At 55.4% G+C, this 18,400-nt stretch carries 13 protein-coding genes; 12 read left to right on the top strand and 1 reads right to left on the bottom strand.

The window, feature by feature from the left end:
* The first annotated feature begins 62 nt into the window (after positions 1-62).
* The 6 genes from NI21_RS0111925 to NI21_RS0111900 all read left to right on the top strand — a co-directional run bounded on the left by NI21_RS0111925 (position 63) and on the right by NI21_RS0111900 (position 10,768).
* Positions 63-1,238, top strand: a complete 1,176-nt coding sequence (locus tag NI21_RS0111925; protein ID WP_033126409.1) for a hypothetical protein — start codon at positions 63-65, stop codon at positions 1,236-1,238.
* 157 nt (positions 1,239-1,395) lie between these two features.
* Positions 1,396-2,739 (top strand): sodium-dependent transporter, encoded by a 1,344-nt coding sequence (locus tag NI21_RS0111920; RefSeq protein WP_033126408.1) that lies wholly within the window; start codon positions 1,396-1,398, stop codon positions 2,737-2,739.
* A gap of 208 nt (positions 2,740-2,947) precedes the next feature.
* Positions 2,948-3,652 carry an ABC transporter ATP-binding protein gene (locus NI21_RS0111915; protein ID WP_033126407.1) on the top strand — a complete coding sequence of 235 codons (705 nt, stop codon included), beginning with the start codon at positions 2,948-2,950 and terminating at the stop codon, positions 3,650-3,652.
* 40 nt (positions 3,653-3,692) lie between these two features.
* Positions 3,693-7,244: an FtsX-like permease family protein gene (locus tag NI21_RS0111910; protein WP_347562477.1), complete on the top strand. Its 3,552-nt coding sequence runs from the start codon at positions 3,693-3,695 to the stop codon at positions 7,242-7,244.
* 173 nt (positions 7,245-7,417) lie between these two features.
* Positions 7,418-9,478 carry a molecular chaperone HtpG gene (htpG, locus tag NI21_RS0111905; protein ID WP_033126405.1) on the top strand — a complete coding sequence of 687 codons (2,061 nt, stop codon included), beginning with the start codon at positions 7,418-7,420 and terminating at the stop codon, positions 9,476-9,478.
* 156 nt (positions 9,479-9,634) lie between these two features.
* A complete protein-coding gene (locus NI21_RS0111900) occupies positions 9,635-10,768 on the top strand; it encodes an aldo/keto reductase (RefSeq protein WP_033126404.1) in 1,134 nt (377 codons plus the stop codon).
* A 109-nt stretch (positions 10,769-10,877) separates the two neighbouring features.
* Here the strand turns inward: NI21_RS0111900 and NI21_RS0111895 are convergent, their stop codons facing one another.
* The gene (locus NI21_RS0111895; RefSeq protein ID WP_033126403.1) at positions 10,878-11,360 is read right to left on the bottom strand and encodes a DUF5721 family protein; all 483 of its coding nucleotides are present in this window, start codon (positions 11,358-11,360) and stop codon (positions 10,878-10,880) included.
* Between the two features lie 263 nt (positions 11,361-11,623).
* On the opposite strand from NI21_RS0111895, the gene NI21_RS0111890 reads away from it, so the two are divergent.
* From NI21_RS0111890 to NI21_RS0111865, 6 genes are all read left to right on the top strand, one after another.
* Complete coding sequence (locus NI21_RS0111890) at positions 11,624-12,391, top strand: pseudouridine synthase (RefSeq protein WP_033126402.1); 768 nt, start codon at positions 11,624-11,626, stop codon at positions 12,389-12,391.
* Positions 12,372-14,375, top strand: a complete 2,004-nt coding sequence (gene ligA, locus NI21_RS0111885) for an NAD-dependent DNA ligase LigA (protein WP_369792811.1) — start codon at positions 12,372-12,374, stop codon at positions 14,373-14,375. The genes NI21_RS0111890 and ligA overlap by 20 nt, the downstream gene beginning before the upstream one ends.
* A 51-nt stretch (positions 14,376-14,426) precedes the next feature.
* The gene (gene clpX / locus NI21_RS0111880; RefSeq protein ID WP_033126401.1) at positions 14,427-15,854 is read left to right on the top strand and encodes an ATP-dependent Clp protease ATP-binding subunit ClpX; all 1,428 of its coding nucleotides are present in this window, start codon (positions 14,427-14,429) and stop codon (positions 15,852-15,854) included.
* A gap of 64 nt (positions 15,855-15,918) precedes the next feature.
* Entirely contained in the window at positions 15,919-17,625 is a 1,707-nt protein-coding gene (locus NI21_RS0111875) for a S8 family peptidase (protein WP_033126400.1), read from the top strand.
* A gap of 19 nt (positions 17,626-17,644) precedes the next feature.
* Positions 17,645-17,935, top strand: coding sequence for a hypothetical protein (locus tag NI21_RS0111870; RefSeq protein ID WP_033126399.1), 291 nt, complete (start codon positions 17,645-17,647; stop codon positions 17,933-17,935).
* Positions 17,936-18,385, top strand: coding sequence for a signal peptidase II (locus NI21_RS0111865; protein ID WP_033126398.1), 450 nt, complete (start codon positions 17,936-17,938; stop codon positions 18,383-18,385).
* Positions 18,386-18,400: the final 15 nt, after the last annotated feature.

Here is an 18,400-nt window from a genome sequence, read left to right as displayed (position 1 = left end):
TATGGTATACTCCTTGGTAAGGTACAGTTTTGTCAGACAAAGATGGCAAGGAGGGCGGGAGCATGTTTTTCAGAGAGCGGTGCAGCCTTTGCGGGGGAAAGCTGGACAGCAACAACATATGCACAGAGTGCGGGCTGGACAACAATAAATCAGAGAAGCACTATCATGTCAATCAGAGCAGCTGCGACGGACAGCCGCTGACCCATGTGCATACCAAGTCGGAGTACTACAGCGGAAGCGCGGATCGGGACACCCGGAGAAAGTCCGGGGTCGGAACGGGGGGCGCCGGCAGGGCCGCGTCAGAGGCAGAGCGGACACAGAGCGGGACGGGACGCTCCCAGGCCGGACGGACACAGTCCCGTGGCGGCGCGCAGAGAACCTGGGGAACCAGGGGGAGGAGCGGATATTACAATACCTACACTGCGCAGGAAGGGCGGGCCAGGAGGGCCAGAGGAAAGAAAATAGCCATTGTCATTATCATCCTTGTAGTGCTGATCGCCGTGGTACCTCCTCTTCTGGGAGAGTACATAAGTCAGAAAGAATATGAGAGCAATTCCTATTCATCCTACGATTATAGCTACAGTGATGACTATGAGTACGATCCCTACGCCTATGTGACCAGGGAGATCCCGGCAGAGGGGGAGAGCTATTCCCAGCAGTTCTCCCAGGGCGACTACGTGGTGGGCGTGCATATACCGGAGGGAACCTATGTGGCGGATAGCTCCGGTGAGGACTACATCTCCCTGTCTGTCGATGACAGCGAGAACGGGATTTATCTCTATGAGTCCCTGGATGCGGATACAACGCAGGTTGACGACATCCGCCTCTACACAGGCGCGGTGGTCACTGTATCGGGAGACGGCTATCTGACTCTGTCGGCGGACAATGCCCAGACAGGCCAGATGGGCGGCCAGGCCAATCCTCTGACAGAGAGCGTGTCTATCAGAGGCGGGCAGACGGTGACAGCGGGAGATGATTTCCCGGCAGGTGTGTATGACATCAGAGCGGCCTCCGGCTATGGCTCTCCGGAGATCACGGTCTACGATGAGGATGGAAATGAGCTTCAGACGCTGTACATCTGGATCTCAGACTCCTCTGTGACAGAGAGCTCCTACCTGAATGCAGTGCTGCCGGAGGGAACTGTGATCGTCAATGCGGACGAGGATCTGGATCTGGAGCTGACGCCCAGCCAGACTATTGGGTCAGAGGATTATATGAGCTATTATCAATACGATTGATGAGCCTTATGACAGAGAAAAAGAACACACAGACAGAATAGGCAACTTGCTTTTACAGAAGGCGCTGTGCCGGCGGTATATCCACAGGGCGCGGCGGCCTTCTTTGTCTGCGGGATAAAAAGGCGGCAGGCGCCTGGGAATGAGAAGGAGAAAGATTATGGCAAATGCAAACGGAACACAGAAGAGAGACTGGTGGAACTCCAGGACCGGGTTTATCCTGGCCTGTGTAGGCTCCGCGGTGGGAATGGGAAATATCTGGCTTTTTCCGTACAGGATGGCAGCCTACGGAGGCTCCTTTCTGGTCGTGTATCTGATCTTTGACGTGCTGCTGGGATTTTCCGGCGTGGTCGGGGAGATGAGCTTTGGACGCGCCGTGCGCTCCGGCCCTGTGGAGGCCTTCGGGACGGCCTGCGCGTCAAGGGGAGAGAGCAGGAGAAATATCGGGCGGGCCATAGGCGCCATCCCCATGCTGGGGGCGTTGGCTCTGGCCATCGGCTACTCCGTAGTGGTGGGCTGGATCGTCAGGTATATGATCGGAAGCGTCACCGGATCAGCCCTGGCCCATGAAAGTGTGGACGAATTCGGGGCTGCCTTCGGGCAGATGGCCAGCGCCTTTGGAAACAACCTGTGGCTGATCGTTGTCCTGGCAGTTACATTTGTCATCATGGCGGCGGGCATCAGCAGCGGCATTGAGAAGGCGAACAAGATCATGATCCCTGTTTTTTACGTGCTCTTTATCGGCCTGGCAGTCTACGTAGCCCTGCAGCCCGGCGCGGCGGACGGCTACAGATGGATGTTCACCATCCGGCCGGAGGCCTTTAAGGATCCCATGCTGTACGTGTTTGCCCTGGGGCAGTCCTTCTTCTCCCTATCTCTGGCTGGAAACGGGACGATCATTTACGGCTCCTATCTGTCGGACAAGGAGGACACGGTGAGCTCTGCCATCACAGTGGCCATCTGCGACACCTGCGCGGCCATGCTGGCGGCTCTGGTCATCATCCCGGCCATGGCCACCACAGGGGCGGTGCTCTCCGAGAGCGGGCCGGGGCTCATGTTTATCTCCCTCCCCCATCTGTTCTCCACCATGCCGGGCGGGCAGATCGTCATGTTCATCTTTTTCCTGGCAGCCCTCTTTGCCGGGCTGACCTCCCTTGTCAACCTCTATGAGGCCCCGGTGGCCACGCTCCAGGACAACCTGAGGTTTGGCCGGGCAAAGGCGGTCATTGCCATTGCGGTGGTGGGGGCGGTTGTCTCAGTGTGCATCCAGGGGATCGTCTCCCAGTGGATGGACTTCGTATCCATTTATATCTGCCCTCTCGGAGCAGGACTTGCGGGCATTATGTTCGCCTGGGTCTGGGGAAGAAAAGCGGTGGAGGATGCGGTGTCCACGGGCCGCAAGCGGCCCATCGGCAGGTGGTATTACCCCCTCTATAAATACGTGTTCTGCATCCTCACCATCGCGGTGTTTATCCTGGGGGCAGTCAACGGAGGGATTGGCTAAGGCCTAAGAAAAATCAGATTGTGCAACGGAAGAAGCCGTTCGGCGCGGACACTGCGCCGGGCGGCTTCTTCCGTTTTCGCCGCCCTTTAAAAATCTATTCTAAAATTCTTATAAACTTCCTTTTTCGGATAGTACAATCCTCCTCTCCGGTGTTATAATAGCACTATATAAGCAGAGGTATACCGGCTCGTATTAGGAGGATACATATATGGCAGAATTCGTGTCTCTGAGGGATGTAAAGAAAATCTATCACATGGGTGAGGTGGATATCGCGGCGGCCAACGGCATATCCTTTGACATAGAAAAAGGAGAGTTCGCCGTGGTGGTAGGGCCCAGCGGCGCCGGCAAGACGACGGTCCTGAATATCCTGGGAGGTATGGACACGGCTACCAGCGGCGAGGTGTGGATCGACGGGCAGGATATCACGAAGTACAGGGGAAAGGCGCTGACCGCTTACCGCAGGGATGACATAGGCTTTGTCTTTCAGTTCTACAATCTAATCCCGAATCTGACGGCTCTTGAGAATGTGGAGCTGGCTCTTCAGATCTGCAAGGATCCGCTGGACGCCAGGGAAGTTATGGAGCATGTGGGACTCGGGGAGAGGCTGGATAACTTTCCGGCTCAGCTCTCTGGCGGTGAGCAGCAGAGAGTTTCCATCGCCAGAGCTCTGGCGAAAAATCCCAAGCTTCTCCTGTGTGATGAGCCGACAGGCGCCCTTGACTACAATACGGGAAAAGCAATCCTGAAGCTTTTGCAGGATACCTGCCGTCAGAGGGGGATGACAGTGATCCTGATTACCCACAATTCCGCCATCGCGCCGATGGCGGACCGGATTATAAGGATCAAGAACGGCAAGGCGGAGAGTATAGAGATCAACCCGCATCCGGTGTCGGTTGAGACGATAGAATGGTAGGGGTTATATGAAGAAAAATATGTTGCGCAAGGATTTCTTTATGGAAATCCGAAAATCCTGGGGACGTTTTATCTCCATTTTTCTCATAGTGGCGCTGGGGGTCGCCTTCTATGCGGGCATCCGCTCCTCGGAGCCCTCCATGCGCATCTCCGGCGACGCCTATTTTGACAAGGAGCATCTCATGGACATCAAGGTCATGGGAACGCTGGGGCTGACGGAGGAGGATGTGGAGGCCATAGAGGATGTGGACGGCATTGAGCTGGCGGAGGGGAGCTACAGCGTGGACGCCCTGTGCGATACGGGGGACACAGAGCAGGTGGTCCATGTCATGGCCATGCAGGAGCATTTCAATGATATCCAGGTGAGCGAGGGACGGCTCCCGGAGAAGGAGGGAGAGTGCCTCCTGGACGAGGAGTTTGCCCTCTCGTCAGGCTACGGGGTGGGAGACATCATTACCCTCTCCTCCGGAAGTGAGGATCCTCTGGAGGACAGCCTGACAACAGACACCTTTGAGATTGTGGGGATAGGGAACAGCCCCCTCTATATTTCCTTTGGGAGGGGCAGCAGCACCATCGGGAACGGTGAGGTCAGCGGCTTTATCGCTGTGGATCCTGACTCCTTCTGTATGGATGTCTTTTCTGAAATCTACGTGCGGGTGACAGACGCTGCCGGGGAGGTCGCCTTTACAGACGGCTATACCTCTCTGACAGACGCTGCTGTGGACGCCCTGGAAAAGATAGAGGACGAGAGATGCCGGGCCCGCCGGCAGGAGATCGTGGACGAGGCGGAAGCGGAGCTTGGGGACGCCCAGGCCACAGTGGACGAGGAGAGCCAGACGCTGGCAGATGCCCGGACTGAGCTGGAGGAAGGGCGCAGCCAGGCAGCCCGGGAGCTTGCGGACGCCCGGAAGGCCCTGGAGGATGCCCAGGCTCAGATGGACGCAGCCAGGCAGCAGATCGCCGACGGGGAGGCTCAGCTCTCCGCAGGCAAGGAGGAATTGAATACCCAGCAGGCGGCGCTGGACAGCGGAAGGGCGCAGTACGAGAGCGGCATGGCCCAGCTGGAACAAAAGCAGGCGGACCTGGACGCGTCGGAGGTGCAGTACCTGGCCCAGTATGCCCAGCAGATGCCCCTCATAGAGCAGGGGAAACAGGAGATCGCGGCGGGGAAGGACGCATTGACAACGTCCATCTCTGAAATGGAGACGCTGGCGGATCAGCTTTCTTCCTTAGAGAAGGAGCTTGAGGAAATCACCAATGCTCTGGATGAAGGGGAGAAAAAGTATGAGGAATACAAAGCGATCAAGGACAGCGAAAGAACGGAGGAGCAGAAGCAGTTTTTAGAGTCCTGGCCCGGTGAAGCGGAGAAGCTGCAAGCCCGGCAGGCCGAGAAGACCCAGAGTCTTGCTTATGCCGAGGCTGTGGAACAGCAGGCTCTTGACGCCCTGGCAGAACAGGGAGAGGGTTACGTCTATGAGAGCGCCCGGGAAGCAGTGGCCGGACTGCAGGGGAAAATGGAGGAGCTCCTTGCCCGGGAGCAGACCCTCCTTGCCGGAGAACAGGCTCTGAACGATGCCGGGCAGCAGATCGCGGACGGGAAGGCTCAGCTTGCGGCCGGCCGGCAGACACTGGAGACGTCCAAACAGCAGATCGACGCGGGACAGGCTCAGATTGACGACGCATGGGCGCTCATAAGCAGCCAGGAGAGTGAGCTTGCCAGCGGCAAGGCAAAGCTGGCCGCGGGTGAGCAGGAGATCCAGGATGGCTGGTCCGATTACGAAAAGGGAGCTGCCCAGGCAGCCCAGGAGATCGCTGACGGAGAGGCCCGGATTGCCGACGGAGAGCGGCAGCTCGAGGAGGCGAAGCAGGAGATCGCGGACGCCCAGGCCGAGATCGACAAGATTGAAAATCCAAAGTGGTACATACAGGACCGCAGCAGCGCTCTCTCCGAGTACGACGGGTACGGGGATAACGCGGACCGGATGCGGGCCATCGGCCAGGTGTTCCCGGCTGTGTTCTTCCTTGTGGCGGCCCTCATCAGCCTGACAGCCATGACCAGGATGGTGGAGGAGCAGCGGATACAGATCGGTACTCTGAAGGCCCTCGGATACAGCAAGTTCTCCATTGCCGGGAAATACATAGCCTACGCTCTGACAGCCACTCTGGGCGGAAGCGTCCTTGGCGTCCTGTTCGGGGAGAAGGTGTTCCCCTGGATCATCATTTACGCATACAAGATCATGTACCAGCACATACCGGATATCCTTGTGCCCTATCACCTGAGCTATGCCGTGCAGGCCACGCTGATCGCTGTGCTGTGCACTCTGGCGGCCACCATTTTCTCGTGCTACCGGGAGCTGGCGTCCGTGCCGGCCCAGCTCATGAGACCCCCTGCGCCGAAGCAGGGGCAGCGCATCCTTCTGGAGCGGGTGAAGATCATCTGGAAGCATCTGAACTTCTCATGGAAATCTTCCATCCGGAACCTGGTGCGGTACAAGAAGCGATTTTTCATGACCGTGTTCGGCATCGGGGGCTGTATGGCCCTGATGGTGGTGGGCTTCGGGCTGAAGGACTGTATCTTTGTCATTCCGGAGCTTCAGTACAGCAGCATCCAGACCTACGACGCGGCAGTGTACTTTGATGCGGGTCTTTCCCCTGAAGACAAGGAGGAGATCGCGGACAGCGTCCGGGATGAGTCGGCTGTCAGCGATGAGCTGATGGTGCGCATGCAGAATCTGGAGGTGACGGCAGGGGATGTGACGGAGGAAGTGTATCTGACCGTGCCGGAAAGCCTGGATGATGTAGGGAACTTCCTGGATTTCCACAGCAGGACAAAGCCGGACGTCTACTCTCTTCAGGAGGATGAGGCCATCCTGACAGAGAAGGCGGCGGATGTGCTCGGTGTGGAGCCGGGGGATACGGTGACGCTGGAGGACGACGACATGGGCGAGAAGGAAGTGACCATTGGGGCTATCTGCGAGAACTATATGGGGCATTATCTCTACCTCTCCCCGGACTACTATGAAGAGCTGTTCGGGAAACAGGCTCAGTACAACGGCGTCCTGATTAAAGTGAAGGAGGGGCAGGAGGACCAGATCGAGAAGGTGGGAAGCAGCCTTCTGGGAAACAGCAATGTACTGAATGTCAGCTACACCTCCAGCATAGAGGATCAGCTTGACGACATGCTGCGAAGCCTGAACCTGGTCATCGTGGTGCTGATCATCTCGGCAGGCATGCTGGCCTTCATTGTCCTCTACAACCTGAACACCATCAACATCACAGAGAGAAAACGGGAGCTGGCCACCATCAAGGTGCTTGGCTTTTATGACACAGAGGTGGCGGCCTATGTGTACAGGGAAAATGTGCTGCTCACCTTCATCGGAGCGGTGGCGGGCATGATCCTTGGCTGGGTGCTGCTCCAGTTTGTCATCGTCACCGTGGAGGTGGATGACGTCATGTTTGGCAGGGTGATTGATCTTACCAGCTATCTGTACAGCTTCCTGTTCACGCTCGGGTTCTCCATGTTCGTCAACTGGGTGATGTACTTCAAGCTGAAGAAGATCGACATGGTGGAGTCTTTGAAGAGCGTAGAGTAGTGAGAAGGACAGAATTTATAGAAAGTTTATAAATTTAACAAAGCTATTAGCACTCATTTTTGATGAGTGCTAATTTTTTATTGACATTTGCAATTTCGGGTATTATCATAACATGCAGAGGGTGCGGATTTTTGTTCCGCGCAAAACAGATTGGAATTTAAGGAGTGATATAAATGGAAGCAAAAAAAGGCAGTCTGTCTATCAGCAGTGAAAACATATTTCCTATTATCAAGAAATGGGTCTACTCAGACCACGATATCTTTGTCCGTGAGATGATCTCCAACGGATGTGATGCCATCACCAAGCTGAAAAAGCTGGATATGATGGGAGAGTATCAGCTTCCGGACGGCTATAAGCCCCAGATCCATGTGGTTGTAAATCCTGAGGAGAAGACGCTGAAATTTATCGACAATGGCGTGGGCATGACAGCCGGCGAGGTGGAGGAGTACATTACCCAGATCGCTTTCTCCGGCGCTACAGAGTTCCTGGAGAAATATAAGGACAAGACAACAGAGGATGACATGATCGGCCACTTCGGACTGGGATTTTACTCCGCCTTCATGGTGGCTGACGAGGTTCACATCGATACACTTTCCTACCAGGAGGGAGCCACTCCGGTACACTGGACAAGCGACGGCGGCACAGAGTACGAGATGTCTGACGGCGACCGTCAGCAGGTGGGAACAGAGATCACACTCTTCTTAAATGAGGACAGCCTGCAGTTTGCCAACGAGTATAAGGTGCGTGAGGTGCTGGAGAAATACTGCTCCTTCATGCCGGTTGAGATCTTCCTGGAGAAGGCAAACGCGGAGCAGGAGTACGAGACCATCGATGAGGCGGATCTTAAGGATGACGACGTGATCGTAGAGCGCATCCACGAGGACGCCAAGATGGAGGAGAAGGAAAATGAGAACGGTGAGAAAGAGATGGTTGAGGTCTCCCCGGCCAAAGATAAGGTTAAGATCAACAAGCGTCCCGTTCCAATCAACGACACCCAGCCTCTGTGGACAAAGCATCCAAATGAGTGCACAAAGGAAGACTATATAGAGTTTTACCGGAAGGTATTCCTGGACTACAAGGAGCCTCTGTTCTGGATCCACCTGAACATGGACTATCCATTTAACCTGAAGGGTATCCTGTACTTCCCGAAGATCAACACAGAGTACGACTCCATCGAGGGAACCATCAAGCTGTACAACAACCAGGTGTTCATCGCGGACAATATCAAGGAGGTCATCCCGGAGTTCCTGATGGTGTTGAAGGGTGTCATCGACTGTCCGGATCTGCCGCTGAACGTATCGAGAAGCGCGCTCCAGAACGATGGATTTGTAAACAAGATCGCGGACTACATCTCCAAGAAGGTTGCCGACAAGCTAAGCGGCATGTGCAAGACCGACAAGGAGAACTACGAGAAATACTGGGATGACATCAGCCCCTTCATCAAGTTCGGCTGCCTGAAGGACGAGAAATTCTGCGACAAGATGATGGACTACATCCTCTTTAAGAACCTGGATCACAAGTACCTGACGCTGAAAGAGTGCGTGGAGGAGAACGGCGGAAAGCTGATTGATCCCAAGGCGGAAAAAGAGGAGCCAAAGGAGGGCGAGGAGAAGAAAGAGGAGCCCAAGACCACCATTTACTATGTGTCCGACGAGCAGCAGCAGAGCCAGTACATCAACATGTTCAGGAACCAGGGACAGGATGCGGTGATCTTAAACCACAACATTGACTCACCCTTCATCACGCAGCTTGAGCAGAGAAATCCGAACCTCCAGTTCCAGCGCATTGACGCGGATATCACGGACAATGCCAAGGAGGAAGTGAAGGAGGAGGAGAAAGAGGCCTTCCAGAAGACCACAGACTCCCTTGTGGAGACCTTCCGCAAGGTTATGGAAAACGACAAGCTGAACGTGAAGGTGGAGAAGCTCAAAGATGACAAGGTAGCCTCCATGATCACCCTGTCCGAGCAGAGCCGCCGCATGCAGGAGATGATGAAGATGTACGGCATGGCGGGGATGGATCCGTCCATGTTTGGCAGCGAGGTCACACTGACTCTGAACGCCAATCATCCTCTCGTACAGTTTGTGGCAGAGCACGGGGACAATGAGAATACGCCTGTCATCTGCAAGCAGCTCTACGACATGGCCATGCTGGCCCACAAGCCGCTGACTCCGGAGGAGATGACCGCCTTCGTGCAGAGGAGCAACGATATCATGATGCTGCTGACAAAGTAGGCAAAAAAAGGCATATAAAAATGTATAGAAAATAAGTATAATAAGCTATTGCATTTAAGTATTTGCGGTTTTTGTATCAGGGAATTATAATAAAATATAGTTCCCTGATACTTTTATGTAGAATGACTGAAATGAAGAGAAGGAGAGTGAACAAGGATGATTTACAGAGATTACAAAGACTTAAAGCTGTCCGCCTTAGGGATGGGCTGTATGAGACTTCCTGTCATTGACGGCGATGACTCGAAGGTGGACGAGGCGGCTACAACGGAGATGGTGCGGTACGCCATGGATCACGGCGTGAACTACTACGACACCGCCTGGGGCTATCATAACGGCACATCCGAGCTGGTGATGGGGCGTGTCCTCTCAAAATACCCGAGAGAGAGCTTTTACCTGGCAGATAAATTTCCGGGCTACGATCTTTCCAACATGGACAAGGTGGAGGAGATTTTTGAGGAGCAGCTGAAAAAGTGCCAGACAGAATATTTTGACTTCTATCTCTTCCACAACGTGTGCGAGATGAACATTGACGCCTACCTGGACGAGTCCCACGGCATCCACAAATATCTCATGGAGCAGAAGAAAAACGGACGCATCCGCCATCTGGGATTTTCCGCTCACGGAAACTATGACGTGATGAAGCGGTTCCTGGAAAAGTACGGCAAGGATATGGAGTTCTGTCAGATCCAGCTCAACTACCTGGACTGGACCTTCCAGGCTGCGAAAGGGAAAATGGAGCTGCTGAAAGAGTATGACATTCCTGTGTGGGTGATGGAGCCGCTGCGGGGCGGATCTCTGGCGAAGCTGGACGATGAGGCGACAGAGAAGCTGAAAGCGCTCCGCCCGGAGGAGAGCATCCCGGCATGGGCGTTCCGGTTCCTGCAGACTATGCCCGAGGTGAAGGTGACCCTCTCCGGCATGTCAAACGAGCAGCAGATGATAGAAAATATCGCCACCTTTGAGGAGGATAAGCCTCTGAACAAGGAGGAGATGGACACTCTTCTTGGCATTGCGGACGACATGGTGAAGAAGATCGTTCTTCCCTGCACGGCCTGCCACTACTGCGTGAGCCACTGCCCGCAGGGCCTTGATATTCCCAGGATCCTGGAGCTCTACAACGAACACTGCTTCACAGGAGGCGGATTTATCGCACCCATGGTGGTGGCCACGCTGCCGGAGGACAAGAGACCTTCCGCCTGCATCGGATGCAGGAGCTGCGAGGCAGTCTGTCCCCAGCAGATCAAGATCTCGGAGGCAATGGCTGATTTCACAGAGAGGCTGAAGGGCTAGGAAAGAGTACAGAAGAAATCGGGACTGCATGTGACTGCAAAAAACAGGACTGGAAAATGATACATAAGGGCTGCGCGGATAAGAGCGCAGTCCTTTTTTGGAGCCCTTTTCAGAGCTCAGACTCAAAGGGGATGTGAAGGCCTGCGAAGAAGGTCTGTGCCCATTTGTCCCAGGTCTGCTCCAGAGATTTGTCCAGCGTGAATTTGGAGACAGACACTCCCGTGGTGCAGGTAAGGCGCGTGCCGTCAAAGCGGAAGTTCAGGAAGAGCCCCTGTATCTCCTGGGGCGTGAAGTCCAGACTATGCTCTTCAAGGAGGGCAAGAATGTCCTCGCCGGACAGGGAGAAGATGAACCGGAAGCCAAGAGGCGTGCGCTTTCCCTTTATGAGGGAGAAGCAGTAGGGCCGGAGATCCCTCCAGAGGGCGTAGGTCTGCCGCGGTGGCTCCTCGAAGAAATCCTTCTGCAGGTAGCCGTCCATGGTGAATTTTCCAAAGGTCGTGATCTCGCCCTCGATGAAGGAGAACTGGTCGAAGGCTTCTGAGAGAAGCAGGGAGGACATACATTTTTTCGTGTCCAGAGTTAAGATGATCATAGAAAAAATCCTTTCTGAGTGTGAATTGCATTATAGATATTTTAGTATATTTTTCCTTGTTTGACAAACACTGATTTTGATTTCCGGGTGTTCCAAGGGAAGGGAAAGCATGGTATAATGACCACATCGTGGTTAATATACCTGCGCATAGAGCGGTTTCTGCGGAACCGCAGAAATCCGCTGCGCATCTGCCGGAGGCCCGTGGCCGCTGTGCGGCCATGGTATAATGATTGCGCAAAAGTGACAGGAAGGCAGGAGGACGAATGGAAGAGATCCGTCTGAATAAATATATAAGCGAGGCAGGGGTCTGCTCCCGCAGGGAGGCGGACCGCCTCATCGAGGCAGGCAGGGTGCTGGTGGACGGTGTCCGGGCCACACAGGGAATGAAGGTGAGAGAAGGCCAGAAGGTGCAGGTGGGGGATCGGGTTATCGGCGGGAAGGACGAGAAGGTCGTCCTGGCTGTCTACAAGCCGGTGGGCATTGTCTGTACCGAGGACAAAAGGACGAAGAATAACATTGTCCGCTTCCTCAAATATCCTGTCCGGGTCACCTATGCGGGGCGCCTGGACAAGGACTCGGAGGGGCTCCTTCTCATGACCAACGACGGGGATCTGATCAACCGGATCATGCGGGGCAGGAACCTCCATGAGAAGGAGTACAAAGTCACCGTGGATCGGGAGGTCACGGACGATTTCATAGAGAGGATGAGCGCCGGAGTCCACATCGTGGACGAGGAGAAGGGGCTTAATGCGGTGACAAGGCCCTGCAAGGTCCGCAGGGAGGGGAAATACACCTTCCGCATCATCCTCACCCAGGGGCTGAACCGGCAGATCCGGAGGATGTGCCAGGCCTGCGGCTGCCGGGTGCGGACGCTGAAGAGAGTGCGGATCATGAATGTCAGGCTGGGAGATCTAAGGCCCGGCGAATACCGCAAGGTGACGGGGGAGGAGCTGGAGACGCTCAGGGCTCTGGCAGGATGCCCGGCAAAAAAGCAGACAGGAGAAGCAAAGCATGAGCGAGACAGGAAATAAAAACGAGACAGGAAATAAAAAAACGGACACAGCGAAGAAGAGGCAGAGGATGGAGGAGCTGGTGGAGCTTCTGAACCGGGCCGGGAGAGCCTATTACCAGGAGTCCCGGGAGATCATGAGCAACTACGAGTACGACGCCCTCTACGACGAGCTGACGCAGCTGGAGAAGGAGCTTCAGGTCACTCTGGCCGGCAGCCCCACCATCCACGTAGGGTACGAGGTGGTCAGCGAGCTGCCAAAGGAGAGACACGAAAGTCCTATGCTCTCCCTGGACAAGACAAAGGATGTGGAGGAGCTGCGGGCCTTTGCCGGAGACCAGAACGTGGTCATGTCCTGGAAGATGGACGGCCTCACCATTGTCCTCACCTACCAGGGCGGGGAGCTCACCAAAGCCGTAACCCGGGGAAACGGGGAGGTGGGGGAAGTGATCACCGGAAATGCCCGGGTGTTCAAGAATGTTCCCCTTCGAATTCCCTACCAGGGAGAGCTCATCCTGAGGGGAGAGGCTGTCATCGGCTATAAGGATTTTGAGCGGATCAACGAGGAGATCCCGGACGCGGACGCCAGGTATAAAAATCCCCGGAACCTGTGCAGCGGCTCTGTGCGCCAGCTGAACAGCGAGGTCACGGCCAGGAGGAACGTGCGATTCTACGCCTTTTCCCTCGTCCGGGCGGAGGGAGTGGACTTCCGCAACTCCAGGGCTTATCAGCTGGACTGGCTGAAGGATCAGGGCTTTGAGGTGGTGGAGCACTATGTGGTGGCGCCGGCAGATATTGAAGCCGAAGTTATTAAATTTTCAGAAAAAATAGCGCAAAATGATTTTCCCTCAGATGGTCTTGTGCTAATATATGATGATATAAGGTACGGCGAGTCCCTGGGGAGGACAGCAAAATTCCCGAGAGACTCCTACGCCTTCAAGTGGGCGGACGAGACCCGGGAGACGACTCTGCAGGGGATCGAGTGGAGCCCCTCAAGGACCGGCCTTATCAATCCGGTGGCCATCTTCGATCCGGTGGAGCTGGAGGGAACTACAGTGAGCCGCGCCAGCGTCCACAACATCAGTATTATGGAGGAGCTAAAGCTGGGCGTCGGAGACAGGATCGAAGTATACAAGGCAAATATGATCATTCCCCAGATTGCAAGAAATCTCACCTGCAGCGGCGTGAGAGACATCCCCAGGGTCTGTCCGGTGTGCGGAGGCGAAACCGAGATCCGGCAGGAGGGCAGCGCGAAGATGCTCTACTGCACCAATCCCCGCTGCCAGGCAAAGCAGATCAAGGCCTACGCCCTTTTTGTGAGCAGGGACGCCATGAATATAGAAGGGCTCTCTGAGGCCACCCTTGAAAAATTTATCGGCAGGGGATTTATCCAGACCTACGATGATCTCTTTCACCTGGACCGCCACCGGGAGGAAATCCAGGAGATGGAGGGCTTTGGGGAGAAATCCTACCAGAATCTGATGGAGAGCGTGGAGAGGGCCAGAGAGACCACTCTTCCCCGGCTGCTCTACAGCCTGGGCATCCCGGGCATCGGGGTGGCTAACGCCAGGGTGATCTGCCAGGAGACAAAGGTTTCTGCGGAGGCCCTTCCGGATCTCACCGAGGAGGAGCTCAGTGCAGTGCCCGGCGTGGGCGGCGTCATTGCAAAGGCCTATGTGGATTACTTTGAGGACGAGACCCACCGGCAGGTGTACAGGGAGCTCTTAGGAGAGGTGCACATTGAACAGGAGACGGTGGACGAGGGAGGCAGGACCCTGGAGGGCACCACCTTTGTCATCACCGGGAGCGTGGAGCACTTTGCGAACCGAAGCGAGCTGAAGAGACTCATCGAGAGCAAAGGCGGCAAGGTCACAGGCTCTGTCACCTCAAAGACCAGCTATCTCATCAACAACGACGCTGCTTCCACATCTTCCAAGAACAGGAAGGCAAAGGAGCTGGGCGTGCCCATCCTGACGGAGGAGGAGTTCCTGCAGATGCTGGAATAGGGGATGATGCCCGGATATTGGATCCGGCACTGTATATAGAAAGGATGTAACATGTCAGAGAACGAGAACAACAGAAATGAAAACGAAATAGAGAAGGTAGAAGACAGGGACGTACATGTGGAGGACAAGAAGGACGACGGGTACGAGAAGTTCTGCTTTATCTGCCACAGGCCCGAGAGCGTGACGGGAAAGCTCATCGACCTGCCCAACAACATCTCTGTCTGCCCGGACTGCATGCAGAAGAGCTTTGACGCCATGACAAGCGGGCAGATCGATTACAGCAAGCTGATGAATATTCCGGGCGTTCAGATCTTCAACATGTCAGACCTGGAGAACGCGGCTCCGCGCCAGCAGAAGGTGAAGAAGAAAAAGGAGGGGGAGGAGAAGAAGCCCCTCATAGACATCAACCACATTCCCGCGCCCCACAAGATCAAGGCCAGGCTGGATGAGTATGTGGTGGGACAGGAGTATGCGAAAAAGGTAATCTCCGTGGCGGTCTACAACCACTACAAGAGGGTGGCCACAGACACCATGGACGACATAGAGATTGAGAAGTCCAACATTCTCATGATCGGACCTACGGGATCAGGAAAGACCTACATGGTGAAGACACTGGCCCGGCTTCTGGATGTGCCTCTGGCCATCACGGACGCCACCTCCCTCACCGAGGCGGGCTACATTGGGGACGACATTGAGAGCGTTGTGTCAAAGCTTCTGGCGGCCGCGGACAACGATGTGGAGAAGGCAGAGCAGGGCATCATCTTTATCGATGAGATCGACAAGATCGCCAAAAAGAAAAACACGAACCAGAGAGACGTGAGCGGCGAGTCCGTGCAGCAGGGAATGCTCAAGCTCCTGGAGGGCAGCGAGGTGGAGGTGCCGGTGGGCGCCAACAGCAAGAACGCCATGGTGCCCCTGACTACAGTCAACACGAGGAACATCCTCTTTATCTGCGGCGGCGCCTTCCCGGATCTGGAGGGCATCATCAAGGAGAGACTGACCAAGCAGTCCTCCATCGGCTTTAACGCGGACCTGAAGGACAAATACGACAATGACAAGGAGCTTCTGTCAAAGGTGTCCACCGAGGATCTGCGGACCTTTGGAATGATCCCTGAGTTCCTGGGACGTCTCCCCATCATCTGTACCCTTCAGGGGCTGGATGAGGATATGCTGGTCAAGATACTGAAGGAGCCAAAGAACGCCATCCTCAAGCAGTACCAGAAGCTGCTGGCCCTGGATGAAGTGAAGCTTGATTTTGACGAGGGAGCGCTCCGGGCCATCGCCAGAAAGGCCATGAAGAAGGATACGGGAGCCAGGGCTCTGCGGGCCATTATCGAGGACTTTATGCTGGATATCATGTACGAGATCCCCAAGGATGACAGCATCGGACAGGTGACTATCACCGAGAGCTACATAGAGGGCACCGGAGGGCCCGTCATCACCCTGCGGGGACAGGAGCCCATGCGACTGGAGGGCTAAAACCGTCATAGAGTGATTTTCACCTCATATACTGAATACAAAAAGTATATGAGGTGTTTTCTATATGGCGGAAAGACAGCTCTGCCGTCAGAGGATCCTGTCGGAGGAGTACAGGGATTTTATTATTCAGTCCGGGGGCAGCAGGATCGGGTTTACCGTGCCTGAGGAGCAGCTCTGCCGTCAGGGGACCCGGGCCGGATACGATGTGGTCTATGTGGAGCAGGTGCTGGCAGAGCCCCTGAATTTCGGCAGCTTTACCTACAGCTCTATTCCCAGGTGCTACACCCTTCTGGACATGGAGGCCATGGGGCAGGCGGGCATCACCCCGGTGCAGAGCTATCCCACCCTGGAGCTGATGGGGGAAAATGTGATGATCGGATTCGTAGATACCGGTATTGACTATACCCACTCTGTGTTCCGGGGGCTGGATGGCAGAACGCGGATCGAGGCAATCTGGGATCAGACCCTGCAGGACGGCCCGATGCCCGACGGTTTCCTGTACGGCAGCGAGTACACGAGGGAGGAGATCGACCGGGCGCTGGCGGCGGAGGATCCTTTTTCCGTTGTGCCCAGCCGGGACGAGAGCGGGCATGGCACCTACGTGGCCAGCCTGGCGGCGGGGAGCGCGGACGAGGAGAACCAGTTCCTGGGAGCGGCCCCCGAGGCTGTCATCGCCGCCGTCAAGCTGAAGGAGGCAAAGCAGTATCTGCGGGATTTCTACTATATAGCGGAAAATGCGGCCTGCTACCAGGAAAATGATATTATGCTGGGCATCCAGTACCTGGTGGACCTGGCGGAGAGGAAGGGACTGCCGCTGATCCTGTGCGTTGCCCTTGGCAGCTCCCTGGGCGGACACAACGGCACCACTCCACTGGCTGTGATGCTGGAATACTATTCTAACAGCCTCAATAAGGGCGTGGTGGTGGGAACCGGCAATGAGGCCTCACAGAGACATCACTTTTACGGCGCCCTGGAGAGCGGGGAGGACCGGGAGGAGGTGGAGATCCGGGTGGGGGAGAATGTGCGGGGATTTGTCACGGAGCTGTGGACAGATATCCCCAATATCCTCACCGTGTCTCTTGTATCACCCTCCGGGGAGGTGAGGGAGAGAATTCCCATCATCCAGGGAGGCAGCTCCCAGTTCCGGTTTGTCTTTGAGGGGACTCTCGTGACCGTGGACTACCGCCTTCTTGTGGAGCGGAACGATTCCCAGCTCATTTTTATGCGGTTTGGCGCGCCGGCTCCTGGGATCTGGAAGATTCTGGTGGAGCCGGTGCAGCTGGCGGGAGGCGCCTTCCACATGTGGCTCCCGGTGCAGGAGTTCCTGGACGGAGAGGTCTACTTCCTGCGGTCCAATCCGGATGTCACCCTGACGTCTCCGGCAGCAGTGCGATCCGCTATCACGGCGGCCTTCTACAATGGACGGGAGAATAGTGTTGATATTCATTCCGGCAGAGGATATACTAGAACTGACAAGATAAAACCGGATCTGGCAGCCCCCGGAGTGGACGTGAAGGGAGCGCTGCCGGGCGGCAGGTTTACTGTCCGGTCCGGCTCCAGCGGGGCGGCGGCCATCACGGCCGGAGCTGCGGCGCTCCTGATGGAGTGGATCCTGTACTACACAGGCAGCAGAGGGGCGGACACCCTTCAGCTGAAAAATCTTCTGATCCTGGGGGCGCGTCAGAGACCAGGGGAGGACTATCCCAACAGAGAGTGGGGATACGGGACTCTGGATCTGTACAGAACATTGGACCGGTTAAGACAGATCTGAGGCAAAGGAGAGATGAGATATGGCAGATTTTTTTGATGAATTCGGCAAAAAAGTGGCAGATGCGGCGAGCGACCTGAGCAGGAAAGCAGGAGACACCATAGAAGTACAGAAATTAAAAAGCGAGATCCGCTTTTTGAAGAGAGGAAACCAGCGGGATTTCGTGGATATTGGAAAATCCATCTATGAGAAATTCACGAAAAATGAGATACAGGATATGGATATGATCGCCCTCTGCGAGGCCATTGAAAAGAGAGATGAGCAGATCGAAAAGTACGAGGAGCAGATCGTGCGCATTAAAGAGGAAATGTAGATGATATTTTGTACCATTGCGGCCGCGTCTGCGGCGCTGGATCTTGGGATCAAGCAGTATGTCCTGGACAATGTGACCGAGGGAGAGGACCGGGAGCTGGCCGGCGGCCGCCTGGTCCTGCGCAGAGTCTACAACCGGGGCGCTGCCTTTAATTTGCTGGAAAAATCTCCGCAGTTTGTGACAAAGCTCTCAGCCTGGCTGGGAGCTGTCCTTCTTGTGCGGGATGTATTTCTCCTGAGGAAGAAGGGACACACAGCGGAGAAGACAGGGATGATGCTCCTCACAGGGGGAGCCCTCAGCAATCTTTACGACCGCATCATGCGGGGAAAGGTAGTGGACTATCTTGCCGTTAAGAGCAGATGGAAGAGACTTTCCAGACTGACCTTTAATCTGGGGGATGTATGCATTGCCGCAGGCGCTCTGCTGGCGGCTTTGTCCAGAAGAAAATAACCATAGCAGAAGAGG

This window comes from Eubacterium sp. ER2 (assembly GCF_000765215.1).
Classification (GTDB): domain Bacteria; phylum Bacillota; class Clostridia; order Lachnospirales; family Lachnospiraceae; genus Claveliimonas; species Claveliimonas intestinigallinarum.
This window is presented reverse-complemented; position numbering and strand designations above follow the sequence as displayed.